The sequence below is a fragment of the Thermodesulfovibrio sp. 3462-1 genome, from assembly GCF_040451425.1.
Lineage (GTDB): Bacteria > Nitrospirota > Thermodesulfovibrionia > Thermodesulfovibrionales > Thermodesulfovibrionaceae > Thermodesulfovibrio > Thermodesulfovibrio obliviosus.
Genome location: NZ_CP144374.1, coordinates 1,785,129 through 1,802,098, shown reverse-complemented (window position 1 = coordinate 1,802,098; position 16,970 = coordinate 1,785,129). Strand labels below are relative to the sequence as shown.

Genomic DNA, 16,970 nt, shown 5'->3' with positions numbered 1-16,970 from the left:
AAAATCCTCCATGGAGGCAAAAAATGAGCATAAAAAATTTTTTCTTAGTTATTTTTTGTCTTTTCTTTGTCTTTGCTTGTGCTGAAAGAAAAATATATATGCCTGAAGGCAAAGTAGAAGGAGAAATCCCAAAAAAAGAAGAAAAAATAGAGGCTGGGAAACCAGAACAGCAAGAAGAAATTTCTACTGAAAAGATGTCAGAGCTTGTAAAAAAACTTCAAGATGAAGTTAGGGATATACACTTTGATTTTGATAAGTATGATATAAAACAGGAAGATATTCCAACTTTAAAAAAGGTTGCCTCTATTTTGCAGGAATACCCAGGACTGAAAGTTATAATTGAAGGTCATTGTGATGAAAGAGGAACAGCTGAATACAACTTTGCTCTTGGACAGAAAAGAGCAAATGCAGTGAAACAGTATTTGATAACTCTTGGAGTGCCTTCATCTAAAATGGAAATAATCAGTTATGGTGAAGAAAAACCTCTGTGCAATGAGCACAATGAATCTTGCTGGCAGAAAAACAGAAGAGCACATTTTGTGTTTATTGAGGAGGGAAAATGAAAAAAATTAGAATAGCATTTACAGGCATTATAGCTTCAGTAATTTTGTCTGGATGTGTTACAACAGGTGAGTTTGAACAGATGAAATCTGATATTGCCAGGCTTTATGTGGAAAACAACCAATTAAAACAGGAAATTTCAGAACTTAAAACAAGGGTTGACAAGATGTCTTCGGATTTAAGCTCAGCAGTGGCATTAAAGGAAGGGCAACTGACCCTTCTTGCTCAAACACAGGATTATGTAAAGGAGCTTCAAATTCTAAAAGGAAGATTTGAAGAAAATTCTTTTCAGAATGAAAAAAAATTTAAGGAACTAAGCGATAAAATAGCAGAATTACAAGCTAAATTAACTCAGCCAGCTCAACCTTCAGAAAAACAGCAACCAGCAAAAGCTCCTGAGGAACAATTAAAAGATCCCAAGGCAATTTATGATTCAGCTCATATTGATATGAAAAATAAGAAGTTTGCCTCTGCAAGAGAAAAATTTCAGGAAATAATAAAAAATTATCCAGATTTTGAACTTCTTCCAAATTCTTACTTCTGGATTGGCGAAACATATTATAATGAAAAAAAATATGAAGATGCCATTCTTGCATATGAAGAATTCTTAAAAAGATATCCAAAGCATGAGAAAGCTCCTGGTGCACTTCTTAAAGAAGGAATGGCTTTTGTTGAGTTGAAAGATAAAAAAACAGCAAAGGTGGTTTTTGAAAGAGTTATTGAAAGATATCCTCAATCCAAGGAAGCAGAGATTGCTCAGCAAAAAATAGCTGAGATACTTAAAAGCTGGAATTCTGATAAAAAGCCTACCAAAAAAGTAAAAAGCAAAACAAAAAGATGAAAGATAATTTTAACAGAAACATTGATTATTTAAGAGTTTCAGTAACTGATAGATGTAATCTCCGCTGCATTTACTGCATGCCTCAGGAAGGTATTAAATTTGTTCCTCATGATGAAATATTGCGTTATGAGGAAATCCTTAAAATAATAAGGATTGCTACGACAATAGGAATCTCTAAAATAAGGATAACAGGTGGAGAACCTCTTGTGAGAAAGGACATTGTAAGTTTTATTGAAAGACTCTCTAAGATACAGGACATAAAAGACATGGCAATGACAACAAATGGCACACTTTTAAAAAAATATGCAAAGGACCTATACGAGGCAGGGCTTAAAAGAGTTAATGTTAGTCTTGACTCTTTAGATGAGAATAAATTTAAAACAATAACAAGATCAGGCTCATTGAAAGATGTTCTTGAAGGGATTGAACAGGCTTATAAAGCCGGACTATATCCTATAAAGATAAATGTAGTGGTAATGAAAGGAATTAATGATGATGAAATAGAAAAATTTGCCCGCTGGAGCATGGAAGTTCCCTATCAAATAAGGTTTATAGAGTTTATGCCAATTGGGCAAAACAACTGGGGAAAAGAGTTATTTATCTCTGGAGAAGAGGTAAAACAAAAAATAGAAAATACAGTAGGCAGTCTTATACCTGTTGAGATAAAAAAATCAGGACCAGCTGAGTATTTTATTCTTGAAGGTGCAAAAGGATTGCTGGGTTTTATAAGTCCTCTTTCAGCCCATATATGCACAAGATGTAACAGGCTCAGGCTTACTGCAGAAGGGAAATTAAGACCATGTCTTTTCTCAGACAGAGAAATTGATTTAAAAAGAATTTTAAGAAGCGGTGCATCAGAGGATGAAATAAGACAAATTCTTATAAAAGCAATTCAGCTTAAGCCTCAGAGCCTCTCTGACAATAGACCTTTAAGAGCGATGTCAACAATAGGGGGCTGAGTTTTTTTGAAAATTCCTGTATCAGTGGCAATCATAACGAAAAACGAAGAAAAAAACATTAGAGATGCTCTGGAATCTGTTAAAGATTTTGAGGAGATTGTTGTTATTGACTCCTTCAGTGAAGATACAACAGTGCAGATATGCAGTGAATATACAGGGAAGATTTTTCAGTGCCAATGGCAGGGTTTTGCCAGACAGAAACAGCTTGCTATAGATAAAACAACTCTTCCATGGGTTCTGGTTTTAGATGCTGACGAAAGAGTTACAGAGGCTTTAAAAAAGGAGATAAGGGATAAAATTAATGAAGATAAAGATGGATATTTTATACCAAGAAAGAATTTTTTTCTTGGTAAATGGATCAAACACAGTGGCTGGTGGCCAGACTATACGCTTAGACTTTTTAAAAAAAGCAAAGGAAAAATGCAGAAAAGACAGGTCCATGAAAAAATCCTGGTTGAAGGTAAAGTGGGACATTTAAAAGAGCCTCTGCTTCATTACACTTATCACAGCATTGATGATTTCATAAGAAAAATGAAGAGCTATGCCTGCCTGGCAGCAGAGGAGATTGTTAAAAACAATCCTTCTCAATATAAAATAATTTTTAGGATGATCTTTTCTCCTCTTTTTACTTTTTTTAAAATGTATATTTTACGAGCAGGATTTCTGGATGGTCTGAGAGGATTTATTCTGGCAGTTCTTTACAGTTTTTACTCCTTCTTAAAATATGCCGAAGCATGGGAAAAATATGGAAATAGAAAAACAATTCAAAATTAAGTTTAAAAAACAATGGATAGATGACCTTGCAGTTTTCTGGAGACTTATTAAGGAACATCGTCTAAGACTCCTTCTGGCTCTTGTTTGCGGGTTTGCAATATCAGGAATAAATGGAGCCATTGCATGGAGTGTTAAGCCTGCAATGGATCAGATTTTTGTTAAAAAATCTTCGGAGTATCTTTATCTGATTACTTTTGGAGTTGTGATTCTTTTTACTCTAAGAGGTGTTTTTACATTTTTAAATAACTATCTAATGAACTCAATTGGTGCGAAAATAGTGAAAAATATAAGGGACATGATTTATGAAAAGCTTCTTAAACTGCCTTTTTCATTTTTTTGCAGGGATTCTTCAGGCAATGTCATCTCCAGGGTTTTAAATGATGTAGACCTCCTTAAAAGCACAGTTTCAAATACAATTAAAGACTTCATTGTTGAGGGATTGACTGTTGTTGTTTTAGCAGGTGTTGCTTTTTATCGTAGATGGGACCTTGCGATTCTTTCCTTTGTAGTTATTCCTTTTATGATTTATGTTATGACAGAACTTGGTAAAAACATGAAAAACATAGGCATGAAAACTCGATTAAGAATTGCAAAAGTGACCACTCTTCTTCATGAAACACTTCATGGTATAAAGATTATTAAGGCTTTTACAATGGAAAAAGACATGATTGAGCGTTATAAAAAAGCTCTTGGAGAGCATTATCGCAATATAATGCGCGAAGTAAGAACAGAAGAGTTTACCAATCTTCTTACAGAGGTGATTGCTGGAGTTGGTGTAGCAATGATACTTTTTTATGGTGGATGGCTTGTTGTTCACGACAAAATTTCTTCTGGAGACTTTTTTTCTTTTGCCACAGCTGTTATTCTCATGTATACTCCTCTTAAAAGGCTGAGCAGAGTAAATGCCTCTTTTCAGAGGGGAAGAAATGTTATTGAAAGATTGAGAGAAATAATATTTGTTGAACATGAGCCTGAAAAGGGAGTTGAAAAAGAGTTGAAAGGTCATATTGTGTTCAAAAATGTTTCTTTTAAATATCCACTTGCAAAGGATTATGCTTTAAAAAATGTTTCCTTTGAAATAAAACCTGGCGAAACTGTGGCAATTGTTGGTCCTTCAGGTGCAGGTAAAAGCACAATAGCAGATTTGCTTGCAGGATTCTGGTATCCCACAGAAGGAGACATATTGATTGATGGAGTAAGCATTCAGGAGCTTTCTCTTTACAGTTTGCGGTCTCAGATTGCTCTTGTAACTCAGGATATTGTTTTATTTAATGATTCAGTAATAAACAATATTAAATTTGGCAATATTTCATCCAGTTTTGAAGAAGCTCTGGCTGCTGCAAAACTTGCAGATGCCCATGATTTTATTATGAAATTGCCTCAGGGTTATGACTCCTTGATAGGAGAAAAGGGAATTTTGCTTTCAGGAGGACAAAAACAAAGAATAACAATAGCAAGAGCGATTCTTAGAGAACCGAAAATTTTAATTTTTGATGAGGCAACTGCGTCTCTTGATACAGAGTCAGAAGAGAAAATTCAGAGAGCACTTGAACAAATGAGAAAAGGAAGAACAACCATAGTAATTGCTCACAGGCTTTCTACAATCAAAAGAGCTGATAAAATCATTGTCATGGATAAAGGACAGATTATTGAACAAGGAACTCATGAAGAGTTACTCTCACTGGGAGGGCTTTACAGTGAACTGTGGCATCTACAGTTTAGTCCAGGCTCTTCTTAAATCTTCTGTGAAACCAGTAATACTGTTCAGGATATTTTCTTATCAGGCTTTCAAGAATGAAGTTGTAATTTTCAATCAGTCTTACAACATATTCATCGGAGGATAAAAAACTCTTGTTCTGAGATGGTTCAAGTGATTGAAAAATTTTTTCTTCCCTGTAAATTTTTATGGTGTGTTCTTCCTTTTCTCTCACAATGAAAATAGGAATTATTGGAGAATTCTTCCTTAAAGCAATTACAAAAGCACCTTTCTGACATTGAACATACTTACCAAAAAATTTTGCATATACTCCTGGTCTTGCCTGGTCAGCAAGGATAAAAACTATCATGTTTTTGTTTAATGCTTTAATAATCTCCTTTGGCACTTCTCTGTCAGAATGCATTGGAATTGGATAAATTTTATAGGAACTTATCAAATTGTAAAGAAATCCTTTTGGCAAATACTTTCCTTCTTTAAAAAGCACTGCTACAGGATAACCTTTTTCAGCGAGCCATGCAAGCATTACAGGAATATTTCCAATATGCCCGCTTAATGCAATAACTCCTTTATTTTGTTTTAATGCCTCATCAAGCACTTCAAGTTCCTCTGCCTTTGCCCATGAAGCGAGTTTTTCATTTTTTTTGACAATAAAGGCAACTTCAAGGGCAGTTAATATAACTTCCTGAATAAATTTTTTCAGGATTTTTTTTAGTTCTTTTTCGCTGTATTGCCCTTGAAAGGCGATTTTTAAATTTTCGAAGGCAATATGTTTTCTTGACCAGGGAATGTAGTAAAGAAGGCTTCCTAACAGGATTGAAAATTTCTGAAGATGCTGTTTTTTTAAAATTTTTCCAAGCCAAAAAAATAGTTTAAGCCCACCCTGGAAAATAATATGTTTCATAAATGCTTTCATAAATTAGTTCAAAGATTAATTATAATACCCTCATGTAAGAATTACAAGGATTAGGAAGTTTTAAGAAAAACAACGAAATTGTAATTTCATACAAATTTGTATAATCCATATTCTCACAAATCCTTTAAAATCAATGAGTTACACTCTGGCACATATTTCGCATTTATAAAAGTAAAAATTAAATGGAGGTGCTGTTATGAAAAGTTTTAGGTATGTTGTGGTAGTTTTAGCTCTTCTGATGTCTGTTTCTTTGGTTAAGGCAGAGGAAGTAAAAAAGGGTTTCCACTTTCAAACAAGGCAAAAAGAATCGTGGATGGAAATTCTTACAATCCCAATGGACATCTTGATAATACATGGGTAACAGGAATTAACATAACATTTAATTTTTAAGGAGGAATAAGATGAAAAAGTTATTTAGCATATTCATATTAACAATGATGATTTTAGCAATTTCAATGAATCTAATATTTGCTGAAACAGCTGCTCAGGCTGAGCCTCAGCCAAAGCTTGACACAGGTGACACAGCATGGATGATTGTGCAACTGCTCTTGTTATGCTAATGACAGTGCCCGGACTTGCATTGTTTTATGGTGGACTGGCAAAGAAAAAAGATGTTCTTAACACGATTGCAATGAGCTTTGTGAGTTATTGCCTTGTGAGCTTACTGTGGGTGCTTTATGGATACAGCCTTACATTTTCAGGAGATTTTGCAGGAATAATCGGCTATCTTGATAAGGCATTTTTATCAGGAGTTAAAATGAACTCACTTCAGGGAACAATACCTGAGGTTTTGTTCTGCGTGTTCCAGCTTACTTTTGCTGCCATTACTGTTGCTTTGATAAGTGGTGCATACATTGAGAGGATGAAGTTTTCAGCCTGGGTATTTTTTTCAGTTTTGTGGGTGAGCCTTGTTTATGTCCCTGTAGCACACTGGGTATGGGGTGGAGGATTTCTTGCGAAGATGGGTGCTCTTGATTTTGCAGGTGGAACAGTTGTTCATATAAACGCTGGTATAGCGGCTTTAGTTGGAGTGCTTATTCTTGGTAAAAGAAAAAATACTCTTCTTCTGCCAAACAACCTTACTATTGTAGCACTTGGTGCAGCTGTTCTGTGGTTTGGATGGTTTGGATTTAACGCAGGAAGTGCAGCTGCATCAAATGCTCTCGCTGCACAGGCATTCATTAACACAAATACTGCAACAGCAGTGGCAGCTCTTGCATGGATGTTTACAGAGTGGGCAGTAACAAAGAAGCCAACTGTGCTTGGTCTTACATCAGGAATGATCGCAGGTCTTGTTGCAATTACGCCAGCAGCAGGATTTGTAAATATTGTAGGTTCAATTGTAATTGGTGCTGTTGCAGGGTTTGTATGCTACTTTACTGTCACTGCAATGAAACCAAAGATAGGATATGATGATGCCCTTGATGTATTTGGGATTCACGGTGTTGCAGGAATACTGGGTGCAATTCTTACAGGAGTTTTTGCAGACCCTTTAGTTAATGAAACTGGGAAAGGGCTGCTCTATGGAAATCCAGGTCAGCTATGGACACAGAGTATAGCTGTTTTAGTTACTATAGTTTACACAGCTATAATGACTGCGTTAATATTTTTCGTGCTAAGAATATTCATGAAGGTCAGAGTTACAGAGGAAGAGGAAATTACATGGCTTGACCTTGAGAAAAATCTTTATTCTGTTCTTGAGATTCTCTCAAAAGAACTTGATATGCGAAGAGGAAGTATTTTTCTTTTTGACAAAAAGACAGAAGAAATCAGTATTGTTGCTGCCTATGGATTGACTCGGGAGGAGATTAACAGAGGCAAATACAGAGTTGGTGAAGGTATTGTCGGTAAAGTGATAGACACAGGATTGCCGATGTTTATTCCGGACATTGAAAAGGAGCCTCAGTTTCTCAATAAAACAGGAAGCAGACCAAACAAAAGAGGCATTTCCTTTCTTTGTGTTCCAATAAAGATTGAGGATGAAATTCTTGGCGTTGTCTCTGCTGATAGAATCTACTCAGATGAAATGGGAGAAGTGGATGATGATCTTAGAGTTCTTTCAATAGTTGCATCCCTTATTGCTCAGTTTCTGAAACTATGGGAGAGTTATAAAGTCATGGAAAATGAGAATTTGCTGCTGAAAGTACAACTTAAAGACAGATATAACTTTCCCAATCTTGTAGGACAATCACCCTCTTTTCAGGCAGTGCTTAAAACAGTGATGAAAGTTGCAGAAACAGACGCAACAGTGCTACTTTTTGGAGAGTCTGGAACAGGTAAAGAGCTTATCGCAAAGACAATTCATTTTCAGAGCAAAAGAGTAAAGGGCCATTTTGTGGCAATAAACTGCGCTGCAATCCCTGAAAACCTTCTTGAAGCAGAGCTTTTTGGTTCTGAAAAAGGAGCATTTACAGGTGCTGTAAAGAGAATTGGCAAATTTGAACAGGCAAATGCAGGGACAATTTTCCTTGATGAAGTAGGTGAGTTGCCTCTTTCGCTTCAGCCAAAATTATTAAGAGTGCTTCAGGAAAGAACAGTTGAACCTCTTGGTTCATCAAAAACAATAAAGGTTGATGTGAGAATAATTGCAGCAACAAACAAGGACCTCTCAGAGGAAATAAGAAAAGGAACATTCAGGGAAGATCTTTTCTGGAGGCTTAATGTTATACCCATATACATTCCACCCCTGAGAGACAGAAAAGAGGACATTCCCCTGCTTGTTGAGCATTATCTTAAGAGGTTCTGCAAGATTTATAAAAAATCAGTCTTAATTGATGAAGAAGCATTAAGGATGCTTGTTTACTATGACTGGCCTGGAAATGTAAGAGAGCTTGCCAACACCATAGAAAGGCTTGTTGTTATGTCAGAGAGCAATAAGATAAAGGTTTATGACCTTCCTGATACTGTAAGAGGAGTATTTAAAATAAAATCCTCTTTCTGTGGAGAACTAAAACTTCCCAAAGAGGTTGAAGAACTTGAAAGAATACGCATCATGGATACTCTTCCAAAATTTAATTATAATATAAGAAAAACAGCCCATGCTCTGGGTCTTACTGAACGGCAGCTTAACTACAGAATAAAAAAATACGGAATTTTAATAAAGAAAGGAGTAAATCTTAATGATAGCGATAAATTAAAAATATTAAATCAGAAGGTCCAGGAAGCATAGAGAACTATTTAATTGAAAACTTAATTCCATACAAAATCTTTGAAGCAGAACAAGGGCAATTGCCTTCAACCCTTGAAGATTTCACAGGACTAATCATTATGGGTGGACCAATGGGTGTTTATGAGATGGATATTTATCCCCATCTAAAGGTAACTTCAAGGTTAATAAGAGAGGCAATAAACAGAAACCTGAAAGTTCTGGGAATATGTCTTGGTGCTCAATTAATTGCCCATACGCTTGGAGCAAGGGTTTATAAGGGACACGGTGAGGAAATTGGCTGGCATGAAATAGAGCTTACAGCAGAGGGTTTAAGAGACCCATTAATGATTGCCCTTGCAAAGCATCCATCAGTTGGTGATGTATGGAGGAAATTCAAAGTCTTTCACTGGCATGGAGACACATTTGATTTACCAGTTGATGTGGTTCATCTTGCAAAATCCTCTTTTTATGAAAATCAGGGATTCAGATATAAACACAATGTCTATGCTTTGCAGTTTCATATTGAAGTAACAAGAAAGCTTCTTGAAGAATGGTTTGAGGACCATCCTTTAAGAGAAAAAATCCTCAATGAAGCAGAAAAAATAAATATAGAATACTCCCAGCGCGCAAGAAATTTTTATAAAGCCTTCTTTGAGAAATAAATTCTGAAGAAGATAAATTTCTGTTGGCAATTTCATAAAATTTAGTAAAATATATCATGCTAAAGTTTTTAAAAATTTACTTTTTTGCACTTATCTTCATGCTTTTTTATGGATGCTCAAATGAGAGGACTGTTTTTATTCTTTCAAGCTATGATGATAAAGATATATTCGGACAACCACAGGTTCAAGGAGCGATTGATGCTTTAAAAAGAGACTTTTCTGATTTAACAATAGAAGTTACATATCTTGATTCAAGAAGAATCTCTGATCAGGAACTTGAAAAAAGATGTGATGACTTTACAGAAAAAGTTAAATCTCGCAAACCTTTTGTAGAACTTGGCTTTTTTGGTGGATTTTCTGTTGATTTTTATCAAATGGGATACAGAGCAGGTCAGATGGCTTCTCATGTATTAAAAACCGGTAAAATTAAAGATATAGAAGTAGAAGATGCTGACAAATATGTGAAAGTTATCAATTTAAAAAGGGCAAGAGATATAAATCTCAGCCTTACTGATAAAGTAATTTCCCTATTTGATGAAGTGATAAAATGAATGCTCAATTTTTTGATGATTTATCTAATTTTTTAAGAGTTGCTTTTCTTCTATTTCATTCAATTGTTTTTTACTATGTTTTGTCCTGGCGGAGTAAAATAGAGCCTCAAACTGATAAAAGAGTTATTGAATATGTTTTGGCTGTTATTTTTTTTAATTTCGTATTAAACCTCTTAGTTCTTTTCAAAGACTATTTAAGCAATTTTTACCCCCTTCTGGTTGGTTTAAACATTATTATAATCGGAACAGTTCTTTTTTACGGATACAGAAGAATACTGAATTTCAATTTTTATTATCTTTTGCTACCCATAATTCTTTTTCTATTTTTCATATTTCAGAAAAATGAGGTTTTTGCCTTTTCAGGGCTTCTTTTTACAAGTATTTCTTATTTTCATATATACTATAAAGAGAAATTTTTAACATCAAAGCCATCTGATGTTGTTCCTTCAATTATAAGAAAAGGAACGATTCTGCCTTTTGTTTTCTTCGGCATTTACTCCATTTTCCTTTCTCTTTATCTTATTACAAATTTAACAGTTTTTAATATTGTTGCAACAATGTCTGTTTTCCTCAGTCTGTGTTTCAGAGTAATTTTTCTTTACGAAGAAAAATATAAAACCTTTCTTCTTTACATTTCTATTTTTATTTTTGTCTTTTCCGTCTTATTTTATTTCTCTCTGAGATTTATTGAAAATACAAAAAACATGGATGTCTATCATAAACAATTAACCTTAAAGAGGCTTTCTGTTGAAGTTAAAAACAAAATAGATTCCTTGAGCAATTTCATAAAAGTTGTTGCCTCTTCCGAGGATTTTAAAATGTCAATTAAAAAAGGACCCAAACAGCTTGATAAGTATCTTTCCTATCTCAATCAAACCCTTAATACAGCGGTCATATGGTTTGCCGATAAAGAAGGAATTATAAGAGCCTGCTCTGCTGAATATAGAGAACAAATTATTAATAAAGATGTGAGCTTTAGGAGATATTTTAAAGAATCAATCAATGGAAATCTATCAGTTTTTATCGCAAGGGGTATTTATTCAAAAAGAGATGATATAAGGATTTCCTATCCAGTCTATAATAAAGGCAGTATTACAGGCGTGCTTGTTTTTCAGTTTTATATAGGTGAGAATTTTAAAAAACAGATTAACATGGAGAATGCCTTTTTAATGCATTCTTCAGGTGGTGTTTTGATAGGAAAACCAGAGCTGATAAATAGATTGCTCTTTAATGTATCACAAGAGGAGCTTAAAAGAGTTTATGAAGAGAAAATTTTTGGTAATGACACGCTTTTGCCTTCAGGATTTAAACAGATTGATGATAATATCTTTGAAGACTTTAACGGACAGAAATGGCAGATTGTCAAACATGAGATTGTTAAAGACTGGTTTCTTGCAAGTTTTTTAAATCTTTTCATCTATGAGCAATATAAAAACATTTTTTACATTGTCTTGATTATTCTTGCTTTTATTTCTCATTCCTTTGCTATAAGAAACTTTGAGAGAATAAGAAGCATATTCCTCCGCCTCGCTGAGGAAGCTGAAGAAAAAAGAATTGCCTTTGATGCGATTGACATAGGAATAATTTATACTGATGCTTCAGGCAAAATAAAATACATGAATAAAGAGGCTATAAGAATTTTAGATGCTTCTGAAGAGGTGTTGGGGAAACATGTGACAGAGGTATTAAGCTTGAAAGAACATGAAAATCCGGAATTTAAAATTTTAAGTGTGAATGTAAAGAAGATTCCAGTGATTTATGAGGAGAATCCTATATTGATAAAGGGAGTTAAATTTGGCGATGTAATAACAATAAAGGATGCCACTGAAATAATTCAGAGGCAAGAGGTTTCAAAGAAGCTTGCAAGGATGGATGTAATTGCAAAGATATCAGCAGGAATTGTGCATGATTTTAGTAATTATCTTATGGTTCTTACAGGAAATCTTTCCCTGCTTAAAGAGCTTGAAAACTCAGAAAATAAGAAAGACATTATACAGAAAATGCTTGAAGCAACAAGGATAATGAACATAATTATAGAGCAACTTAAAGATTTAAGCCCTGATTTAATTTCAAAAAAAGAAAGACTAAATATTGAAGCTATTGCTAAAAATGCAGCTACATTTGTTTTAAATGGCACGAAAATTAATTTTACTATTGAATCAGAGCCTTCTTTATTGCCTGTTTATGCTGATAGTGCACAGCTTTACAGAGTATTTCAAAATATTCTAATGAATTCAAGGCAGGCTATGAAGGATACAGGCACAATTAAAATAAGCCTGCAAAATTTAATCAATCATGAAGAAAAAGATTTAAAAAAAGGAAACTATGTTTGTGTAACAATCACTGATTCAGGTCCTGGAATTCCTGAAGAATACATAGACAAAATTTTTGATCCCTTTTTCACAATGAAAAAGGAAGGCAAAGGGCTTGGATTGAGTATTGTAAAGAGCATAGTAGAAAAGATGGAAGGTAAAATAAAAGTTGAAAGTAAAGTGGGAATTGGAACAACTTTCAGAATATATATTCCAGCATCAGAGGAGATTTAGTTTCTTAAGAGTCTCCTTAAGTTCATCTATTGTATAGGGTTTATTGAGAATGCCTTTAAATCCTAATTTTTCGTAGTCAGCAATTGCTGGATCATTGGAGTATCCGCTTGATATTATGGCTTTCACCTGAGGGTCAATCTCTATGAGTTTTTGTAGCAGTGTTTTCCCTGAGATTCCTGGCATAACAAGGTCAACAAAGACAACATCAAAAGCTTTTTCAGAGGATTTGAATTTTTCTAAGGCTTCTTCACCATTTTCACTAACAGCAACTTCAAACCCCAGAAATTCAAGCATTGCTTTCAGAGTTTCTCTTACAAGGTCATTGTCATCTATAACAAGTGCTTTTTTAGACATGTTAAAATTATACCATAATATTGAGATTTTGTTAACTTTTCTGATATTTTATTGAAATAAAGAAAGCTGGAGGAGATTATGAAGACAAGAAAATCTAAGAAACTTTATAAAAAAGCATTAGCAGTCATGCCAGGTGGAGTAAACAGCCCTGTAAGAGCATTCAGAGCAGTTGGAGGCAATCCATTATTTATAGCAAAGGCAAAGGGTTCAAAAATCTATGATGTGGACGGAAATGAATACATAGATTATGTTCTTTCATGGGGTCCTCTAATTCTTGGTCATGCCTATCCGGCAGTTGTAAAGGCTCTTAAAAAAGCAGTTGAAAAAGGAACAAGCTATGGAGCACCAACCTCTCTTGAGATTGAGCTTGCAACTCTGGTAAAAAAAGCTTTTCCTTCAATAGAAAAAATTCGTATGGTTAACTCTGGCACAGAGGCAACTATGTCTGCAATAAGAGTTGCGAGAGGCTTTACAAAAAGAAATAAAGTTGTAAAGTTTGAAGGATGCTATCATGGTCATGTGGATGGGCTTCTGGTTTCAGCTGGTTCAGGAGGAGCAACTTTTGGAATTCCAGACAGCCTCGGAGTGCCTCAATCATATATTTCAGAAACAATAATTTTGCCTTTCAATGATACAGAAGCATTTAAAAATACCCTGAAACAACACTGGAAAGAAATTGCCTGTGTAATTGTTGAGCCTGTTGTTGGAAACATGGGATGCATTCTGCCAAAGGAAGAGTTTTTAAAAACTTTAAGGGAAGAAACAGAAAAATACGGAATTGTTTTGATTTTTGATGAAGTTATGACAGGATTTAGAGTTGCCTTTGGTGGAGCACAACAGTATTATAGAGTAAAACCTGATTTAACCTGTCTTGGTAAGGTTATTGGAGGAGGACTTCCTGTTGGTGCTTATGGAGGCAGAAAAGAGATAATGAGCCTTGTTGCACCTGAAGGAGGAGTTTATCAAGCTGGAACCCTTTCAGGAAATCCTCTTGCAGTCACTGCAGGAATTGAGACATTAAAGGTTCTTTCAAAAACTTCCACTTATAAAAAGCTTGAAAAGACAATGCAGTCTCTTGAAAGAGGACTAAAAGATGCTGCTAAACAAGCAGGCGTAAAAGTTAAATTTTACAGGGCAGGAACAATGTTTTGCACCTATTTTACTGAGAAAGAAGTGATTGATGCTCAGACTGCGAAGACTTCTGATACTGAAGCCTTTAAAAAATTTTTCTGGGGAATGCTTAAGCGAAGAGTTTATATTGCACCATCTCAGTTTGAGGCTGGATTTATCTCACTTGCCCATACTGAAAAAGATATAGAAAAAACTGTAAAAGCTGCTTATGAAACCTTTAAAGAGTTATGAATTTTTTATCTCTTGAAGACCAGGAACGAGCTGAAACCTATAGACTTTTTGCTTATCTTTTCATGCATATTCCTCAGATTGAACATATTGAAGAATTTGAAGAATTCGCTGAAATCAAAATTAATGATACATATGAAGAAATATGCAATGACTACATTGCTTTGTTTGTTGAGGCTGCAGTTGCAAATTATGAAGGATATTATCTTGAGGAGCTTTATAAAGATAACCCTGTAAATTTTGAATTCAAAGATGTCCAGCATTTTTACTGGAATGCAGGCGTTGCAATTGATGAAGAAATAGACCTTCCAGCAGATCACATCTCTATGGAGCTTCTTTTCATGAGTTATCTTATAGAGCAAAATCTTAAGGACTTACAGATTGAATTTTTAAAAAGACTTTGTGAATGGATTCCTTTATTCTGTGATGCTTTATATGAGAAAGCAAAGACTGAATTTTACAAAGAAGTTGCAACTTCTTTAAAGGAATTTGTATTATCAGAATGTGAGGGTTGGTAGTGGAAGAAAAAAGATCATTTTTTAAAACCTTTATAGAGGCATCAGCCTTAGGAATTAATTTTGTATTATGTGTTTTAATTGGTGCAGGTATTGGTTATTTGATTGATTATTATTTAACTCATAGTTTTCCTTTGTTTTCTATAATTTTTTTAATGGCTGGATTTGTTGCAGGAGTTAAAGAAATATTTAAATACATTAAAAAGGTGGAAAAGGTCAGTGGACAAGGAAGTAATAAAGAAAATAAGTAGGGAAGTTTTGATTTTACTTCCAATTTTTGCTTTTTTAAGCTGGATACTATGGGATAAAATAATAGCTTTAAATATAATGATTGGAGGGCTAACAAGCTGGCTTAGCCTTAAAGAGCTTTCTTGGGCTGTAAAAAAATTTTTTGGCAAACCAATGTTTCAGATGGCTGTAATTGGATTAAGTTATATCAAATTGGGCTTAATCTTTATATTTCTTATGATTATTGCAAGGTACGGACTTTTTAATGTTTATGGATTATTGGCAGGATTTGCTGTAGTTTTAATTATTTCATCAAGGCAGGCTCTTTTGCATTCAAGGAGGCAGAATATTTGAGCTGGAGAATTTATCTTTTAATCGCCCTGGCTATTCTTGTAATGATGGCATTTAAAATTACCAAAGTTCTTGCTATTATTGTTATTCTTAGTGTAGTAATAATTACAGTGATTGCCTACTTTTCAAAAAAAGGATAAGCAAAGATGATAAAATTGGATTTTTCTAATATTTTATCCGAAGAAATAGGAGAAGGTGGAATTTCTATTAATGAAATTGAAATTAATGCCAGGAAGGCAATATCTTTAATTTCATCAAGACCTTATAAAGAGCTTGATTTCATAGAGTTATACAGACAGGATTTATCCAAAGTTAAAGAACTTGCTAAAAAAGCAAGAGATTATGAATACTTTGTTCTTCTTGGTATTGGTGGAAGCGCTCTTGGTCCAAAAGTTATTCTTGAAGCTTTAAGCCCTATGCATAATCTCAAGAAAAAACCAAAGGTTTTTATATATGACAACGTTGATCCTGTAACATTCAAAAACATTATTGAAGTTATTGATTTAAAGAAAACACTCATTAATGTAATATCAAAATCTGGAGCTACTTCAGAAACTTTAGCATCTTTTTTAATTTTCTGGAGAATGATAAGAGACAAAAGACTTGATGTAAAAGAGCATTTTGTATTTACTACAGATCCAGAAAAGGGAAATTTAAAAAGGCTTGCTGAGGAATATGAAATTCCCTGCCTTTCAATTCCTAAAAATGTTGTGGGAAGATACTCGGTTTTATCTCCTGTAGGAGTTTTTCTTGCTGAAGTCTTGGGAATAAAAAGTGAAGAGATGCTTGAAGCTGCTAAAGAAATTTCAGAAAAAGCCTTCAGTGAAAATCTAAAGGAAAATCCAATGGCAGTTGCTGCTTCATCTTTATATCTGATGGATAGAGTTAAAGGGAGAAAAATCGTGGTTTTTCTTCCTTATTCAGACAGGCTCAAAACCCTGTCTGAGTGGTTCTGTCAACTCTGGGCAGAAAGTCTTGGGAAAGAAGGTAAAGGCACAACTCCCTATCCATCTTTAGGAACAACTGATCAGCATTCTCAGCTTCAGCTGTGGATGGAAGGACCTGAAGATAAAGTGATTGTCTTTATTTCAGTTGAAAGGCATGACTGTCAGGAGGAGATTCCAGAGGAATTTCATGACATAGAAGGATTGAGATTTCTTGGAGGACATACACTTGAAGAGCTTATGAATACAGAGCAGCTTGCCACAGAGATGGCTTTAACAATGAATAAAAAGCCAAATCTTAAAATAATTCTTCCCAAAATTAACCCTTATAGCATAGGTCAGATTTTTCAATTTCTTCAGATTGTAACTGCTATGACAGGACTTCTTTATGAAATAAATCCTTTTAATCAGCCAGGGGTTGAGCTCGGCAAAAGGCTTACCTATGGTGCAATGGGCAAAAGAGGCTTTGAAAGTGAAGGCGAGGAGATTAAAGATTATTTAAAAAGACAGAGATTCATGATTTAGTTTTTTGTTTATTATACAGCTT

Annotated in this window: 18 protein-coding genes and 1 pseudogene; 17 read left to right on the top strand and 2 right to left on the bottom strand. The window is 34.4% G+C overall.

Translation table 11 applies throughout. The features are described 5' to 3' along the window. Positions 1 to 23 precede the first annotated feature (23 nt). The 5 genes from pal to V4D31_RS09375 are packed head-to-tail and all read left to right on the top strand — an operon-like array spanning position 24 to position 4,873. Entirely contained in the window at positions 24 to 563 is a 540-nt protein-coding gene (pal, locus tag V4D31_RS09395; protein WP_353686177.1) for a peptidoglycan-associated lipoprotein Pal, read from the top strand. After that, positions 560 to 1,402, top strand: coding sequence for a tol-pal system protein YbgF (gene ybgF, locus V4D31_RS09390; protein WP_353686176.1), 843 nt, complete (start codon positions 560 to 562; stop codon positions 1,400 to 1,402). The genes pal and ybgF overlap by 4 nt, the downstream gene beginning before the upstream one ends. Continuing rightward, positions 1,399 to 2,361 (top strand): GTP 3',8-cyclase MoaA, encoded by a 963-nt coding sequence (gene moaA / locus V4D31_RS09385; protein ID WP_353686175.1) that lies wholly within the window; start codon positions 1,399 to 1,401, stop codon positions 2,359 to 2,361. The genes ybgF and moaA overlap by 4 nt, the downstream gene beginning before the upstream one ends. A gap of 6 nt (positions 2,362 to 2,367) precedes the next feature. Further along, positions 2,368 to 3,135, top strand: coding sequence for a glycosyltransferase family 2 protein (locus V4D31_RS09380; RefSeq protein ID WP_353686174.1), 768 nt, complete (start codon positions 2,368 to 2,370; stop codon positions 3,133 to 3,135). After that, positions 3,107 to 4,873 (top strand): ABC transporter ATP-binding protein, encoded by a 1,767-nt coding sequence (locus V4D31_RS09375; protein WP_353686173.1) that lies wholly within the window; start codon positions 3,107 to 3,109, stop codon positions 4,871 to 4,873. Before V4D31_RS09380 ends, V4D31_RS09375 begins: the two co-directional genes overlap by 29 nt. Here the strand turns inward: V4D31_RS09375 and V4D31_RS09370 are convergent. After that, complete coding sequence (locus tag V4D31_RS09370) at positions 4,854 to 5,753, bottom strand: lysophospholipid acyltransferase family protein (RefSeq protein WP_353686172.1); 900 nt, start codon at positions 5,751 to 5,753, stop codon at positions 4,854 to 4,856. The two genes, V4D31_RS09375 and V4D31_RS09370, sit on opposite strands and share 20 nt — an antisense overlap. Positions 5,754 to 5,961: 208 nt before the next feature. Here V4D31_RS09370 and V4D31_RS09365 point away from each other — a divergent pair, with 208 nt between their 5' ends. From V4D31_RS09365 to V4D31_RS09340, 6 genes and pseudogenes are all read left to right on the top strand, one after another. Next, a complete protein-coding gene (locus V4D31_RS09365; RefSeq protein ID WP_353686171.1) occupies positions 5,962 to 6,126 on the top strand; it encodes a hypothetical protein in 165 nt (54 codons plus the stop codon). 94 nt (positions 6,127 to 6,220) lie between these two features. Continuing rightward, positions 6,221 to 7,437, top strand: a pseudogene (locus V4D31_RS09360) (ammonium transporter); the annotation flags it as partial. Further along, positions 7,423 to 8,934: a sigma 54-interacting transcriptional regulator gene (locus V4D31_RS09355; RefSeq protein WP_353687102.1), complete on the top strand. Its 1,512-nt coding sequence runs from the start codon at positions 7,423 to 7,425 to the stop codon at positions 8,932 to 8,934. The pseudogene V4D31_RS09360 and the gene V4D31_RS09355, both read left to right, overlap by 15 nt. Then, on the top strand, positions 8,898 to 9,575 hold the full coding sequence (locus tag V4D31_RS09350) for a type 1 glutamine amidotransferase (RefSeq protein ID WP_353687101.1): 678 nt from the start codon (positions 8,898 to 8,900) through the stop codon (positions 9,573 to 9,575). The genes V4D31_RS09355 and V4D31_RS09350 overlap by 37 nt, the downstream gene beginning before the upstream one ends. Positions 9,576 to 9,631: 56 nt before the next feature. After that, entirely contained in the window at positions 9,632 to 10,126 is a 495-nt protein-coding gene (locus V4D31_RS09345) for an ABC transporter substrate binding protein (protein ID WP_353686170.1), read from the top strand. Next, a complete protein-coding gene (locus tag V4D31_RS09340; RefSeq protein WP_353686169.1) occupies positions 10,123 to 12,672 on the top strand; it encodes an ATP-binding protein in 2,550 nt (849 codons plus the stop codon). Before V4D31_RS09345 ends, V4D31_RS09340 begins: the two co-directional genes overlap by 4 nt. Here V4D31_RS09340 and V4D31_RS09335 read toward each other — a convergent pair. Continuing rightward, positions 12,658 to 13,026 carry a response regulator gene (locus V4D31_RS09335; protein ID WP_353686168.1) on the bottom strand — a complete coding sequence of 123 codons (369 nt, stop codon included), beginning with the start codon at positions 13,024 to 13,026 and terminating at the stop codon, positions 12,658 to 12,660. The two genes, V4D31_RS09340 and V4D31_RS09335, sit on opposite strands and share 15 nt — an antisense overlap. Positions 13,027 to 13,104: 78 nt before the next feature. Between V4D31_RS09335 and hemL the strand changes: the two genes are divergently transcribed. Genes hemL through V4D31_RS09305 form a run of 6 tightly spaced genes read left to right on the top strand, consistent with a single transcriptional unit; the run spans position 13,105 to position 16,948 of the window. Then, on the top strand, positions 13,105 to 14,388 hold the full coding sequence (hemL, locus tag V4D31_RS09330; RefSeq protein ID WP_353686167.1) for a glutamate-1-semialdehyde 2,1-aminomutase: 1,284 nt from the start codon (positions 13,105 to 13,107) through the stop codon (positions 14,386 to 14,388). Then, positions 14,385 to 14,903: a molecular chaperone TorD family protein gene (locus V4D31_RS09325; protein ID WP_353686166.1), complete on the top strand. Its 519-nt coding sequence runs from the start codon at positions 14,385 to 14,387 to the stop codon at positions 14,901 to 14,903. The genes hemL and V4D31_RS09325 overlap by 4 nt, the downstream gene beginning before the upstream one ends. Then, positions 14,903 to 15,151 carry an AtpZ/AtpI family protein gene (locus V4D31_RS09320; RefSeq protein WP_353686165.1) on the top strand — a complete coding sequence of 83 codons (249 nt, stop codon included), beginning with the start codon at positions 14,903 to 14,905 and terminating at the stop codon, positions 15,149 to 15,151. Before V4D31_RS09325 ends, V4D31_RS09320 begins: the two co-directional genes overlap by 1 nt. Beyond that, positions 15,120 to 15,482 (top strand): ATP synthase subunit I, encoded by a 363-nt coding sequence (locus tag V4D31_RS09315; protein WP_353686164.1) that lies wholly within the window; start codon positions 15,120 to 15,122, stop codon positions 15,480 to 15,482. Before V4D31_RS09320 ends, V4D31_RS09315 begins: the two co-directional genes overlap by 32 nt. Beyond that, positions 15,479 to 15,619 carry a hypothetical protein gene (locus tag V4D31_RS09310; protein WP_353686163.1) on the top strand — a complete coding sequence of 47 codons (141 nt, stop codon included), beginning with the start codon at positions 15,479 to 15,481 and terminating at the stop codon, positions 15,617 to 15,619. The genes V4D31_RS09315 and V4D31_RS09310 overlap by 4 nt, the downstream gene beginning before the upstream one ends. Positions 15,620 to 15,625: 6 nt before the next feature. Further along, positions 15,626 to 16,948, top strand: coding sequence for a glucose-6-phosphate isomerase (locus V4D31_RS09305; RefSeq protein WP_353686162.1), 1,323 nt, complete (start codon positions 15,626 to 15,628; stop codon positions 16,946 to 16,948). Positions 16,949 to 16,970: the final 22 nt, after the last annotated feature.

What these genes read in the sequence shown, in the direction of transcription:
- pal (WP_353686177.1), top strand. Translation starts at nt 24, where the DNA reads ATGAGCATAAAAAATTTTTTCTTAGTTATTTTTTGTCTTTTCTTTGTC.
- ybgF (WP_353686176.1), top strand. Translation starts at nt 560, where the DNA reads ATGAAAAAAATTAGAATAGCATTTACAGGCATTATAGCTTCAGTAATT.
- moaA (WP_353686175.1), top strand. Translation starts at nt 1,399, where the DNA reads ATGAAAGATAATTTTAACAGAAACATTGATTATTTAAGAGTTTCAGTA.
- V4D31_RS09375 (WP_353686173.1), top strand. Translation starts at nt 3,107, where the DNA reads ATGGAAATAGAAAAACAATTCAAAATTAAGTTTAAAAAACAATGGATA.
- V4D31_RS09370 (WP_353686172.1), bottom strand. Translation starts at nt 5,753, where the DNA reads ATGAAACATATTATTTTCCAGGGTGGGCTTAAACTATTTTTTTGGCTT.
- V4D31_RS09365 (WP_353686171.1), top strand. Translation starts at nt 5,962, where the DNA reads ATGAAAAGTTTTAGGTATGTTGTGGTAGTTTTAGCTCTTCTGATGTCT.
- V4D31_RS09345 (WP_353686170.1), top strand. Translation starts at nt 9,632, where the DNA reads ATGCTAAAGTTTTTAAAAATTTACTTTTTTGCACTTATCTTCATGCTT.
- V4D31_RS09340 (WP_353686169.1), top strand. Translation starts at nt 10,123, where the DNA reads ATGAATGCTCAATTTTTTGATGATTTATCTAATTTTTTAAGAGTTGCT.
- V4D31_RS09335 (WP_353686168.1), bottom strand. Translation starts at nt 13,026, where the DNA reads ATGTCTAAAAAAGCACTTGTTATAGATGACAATGACCTTGTAAGAGAA.
- hemL (WP_353686167.1), top strand. Translation starts at nt 13,105, where the DNA reads ATGAAGACAAGAAAATCTAAGAAACTTTATAAAAAAGCATTAGCAGTC.
- V4D31_RS09325 (WP_353686166.1), top strand. Translation starts at nt 14,385, where the DNA reads ATGAATTTTTTATCTCTTGAAGACCAGGAACGAGCTGAAACCTATAGA.
- V4D31_RS09305 (WP_353686162.1), top strand. Translation starts at nt 15,626, where the DNA reads ATGATAAAATTGGATTTTTCTAATATTTTATCCGAAGAAATAGGAGAA.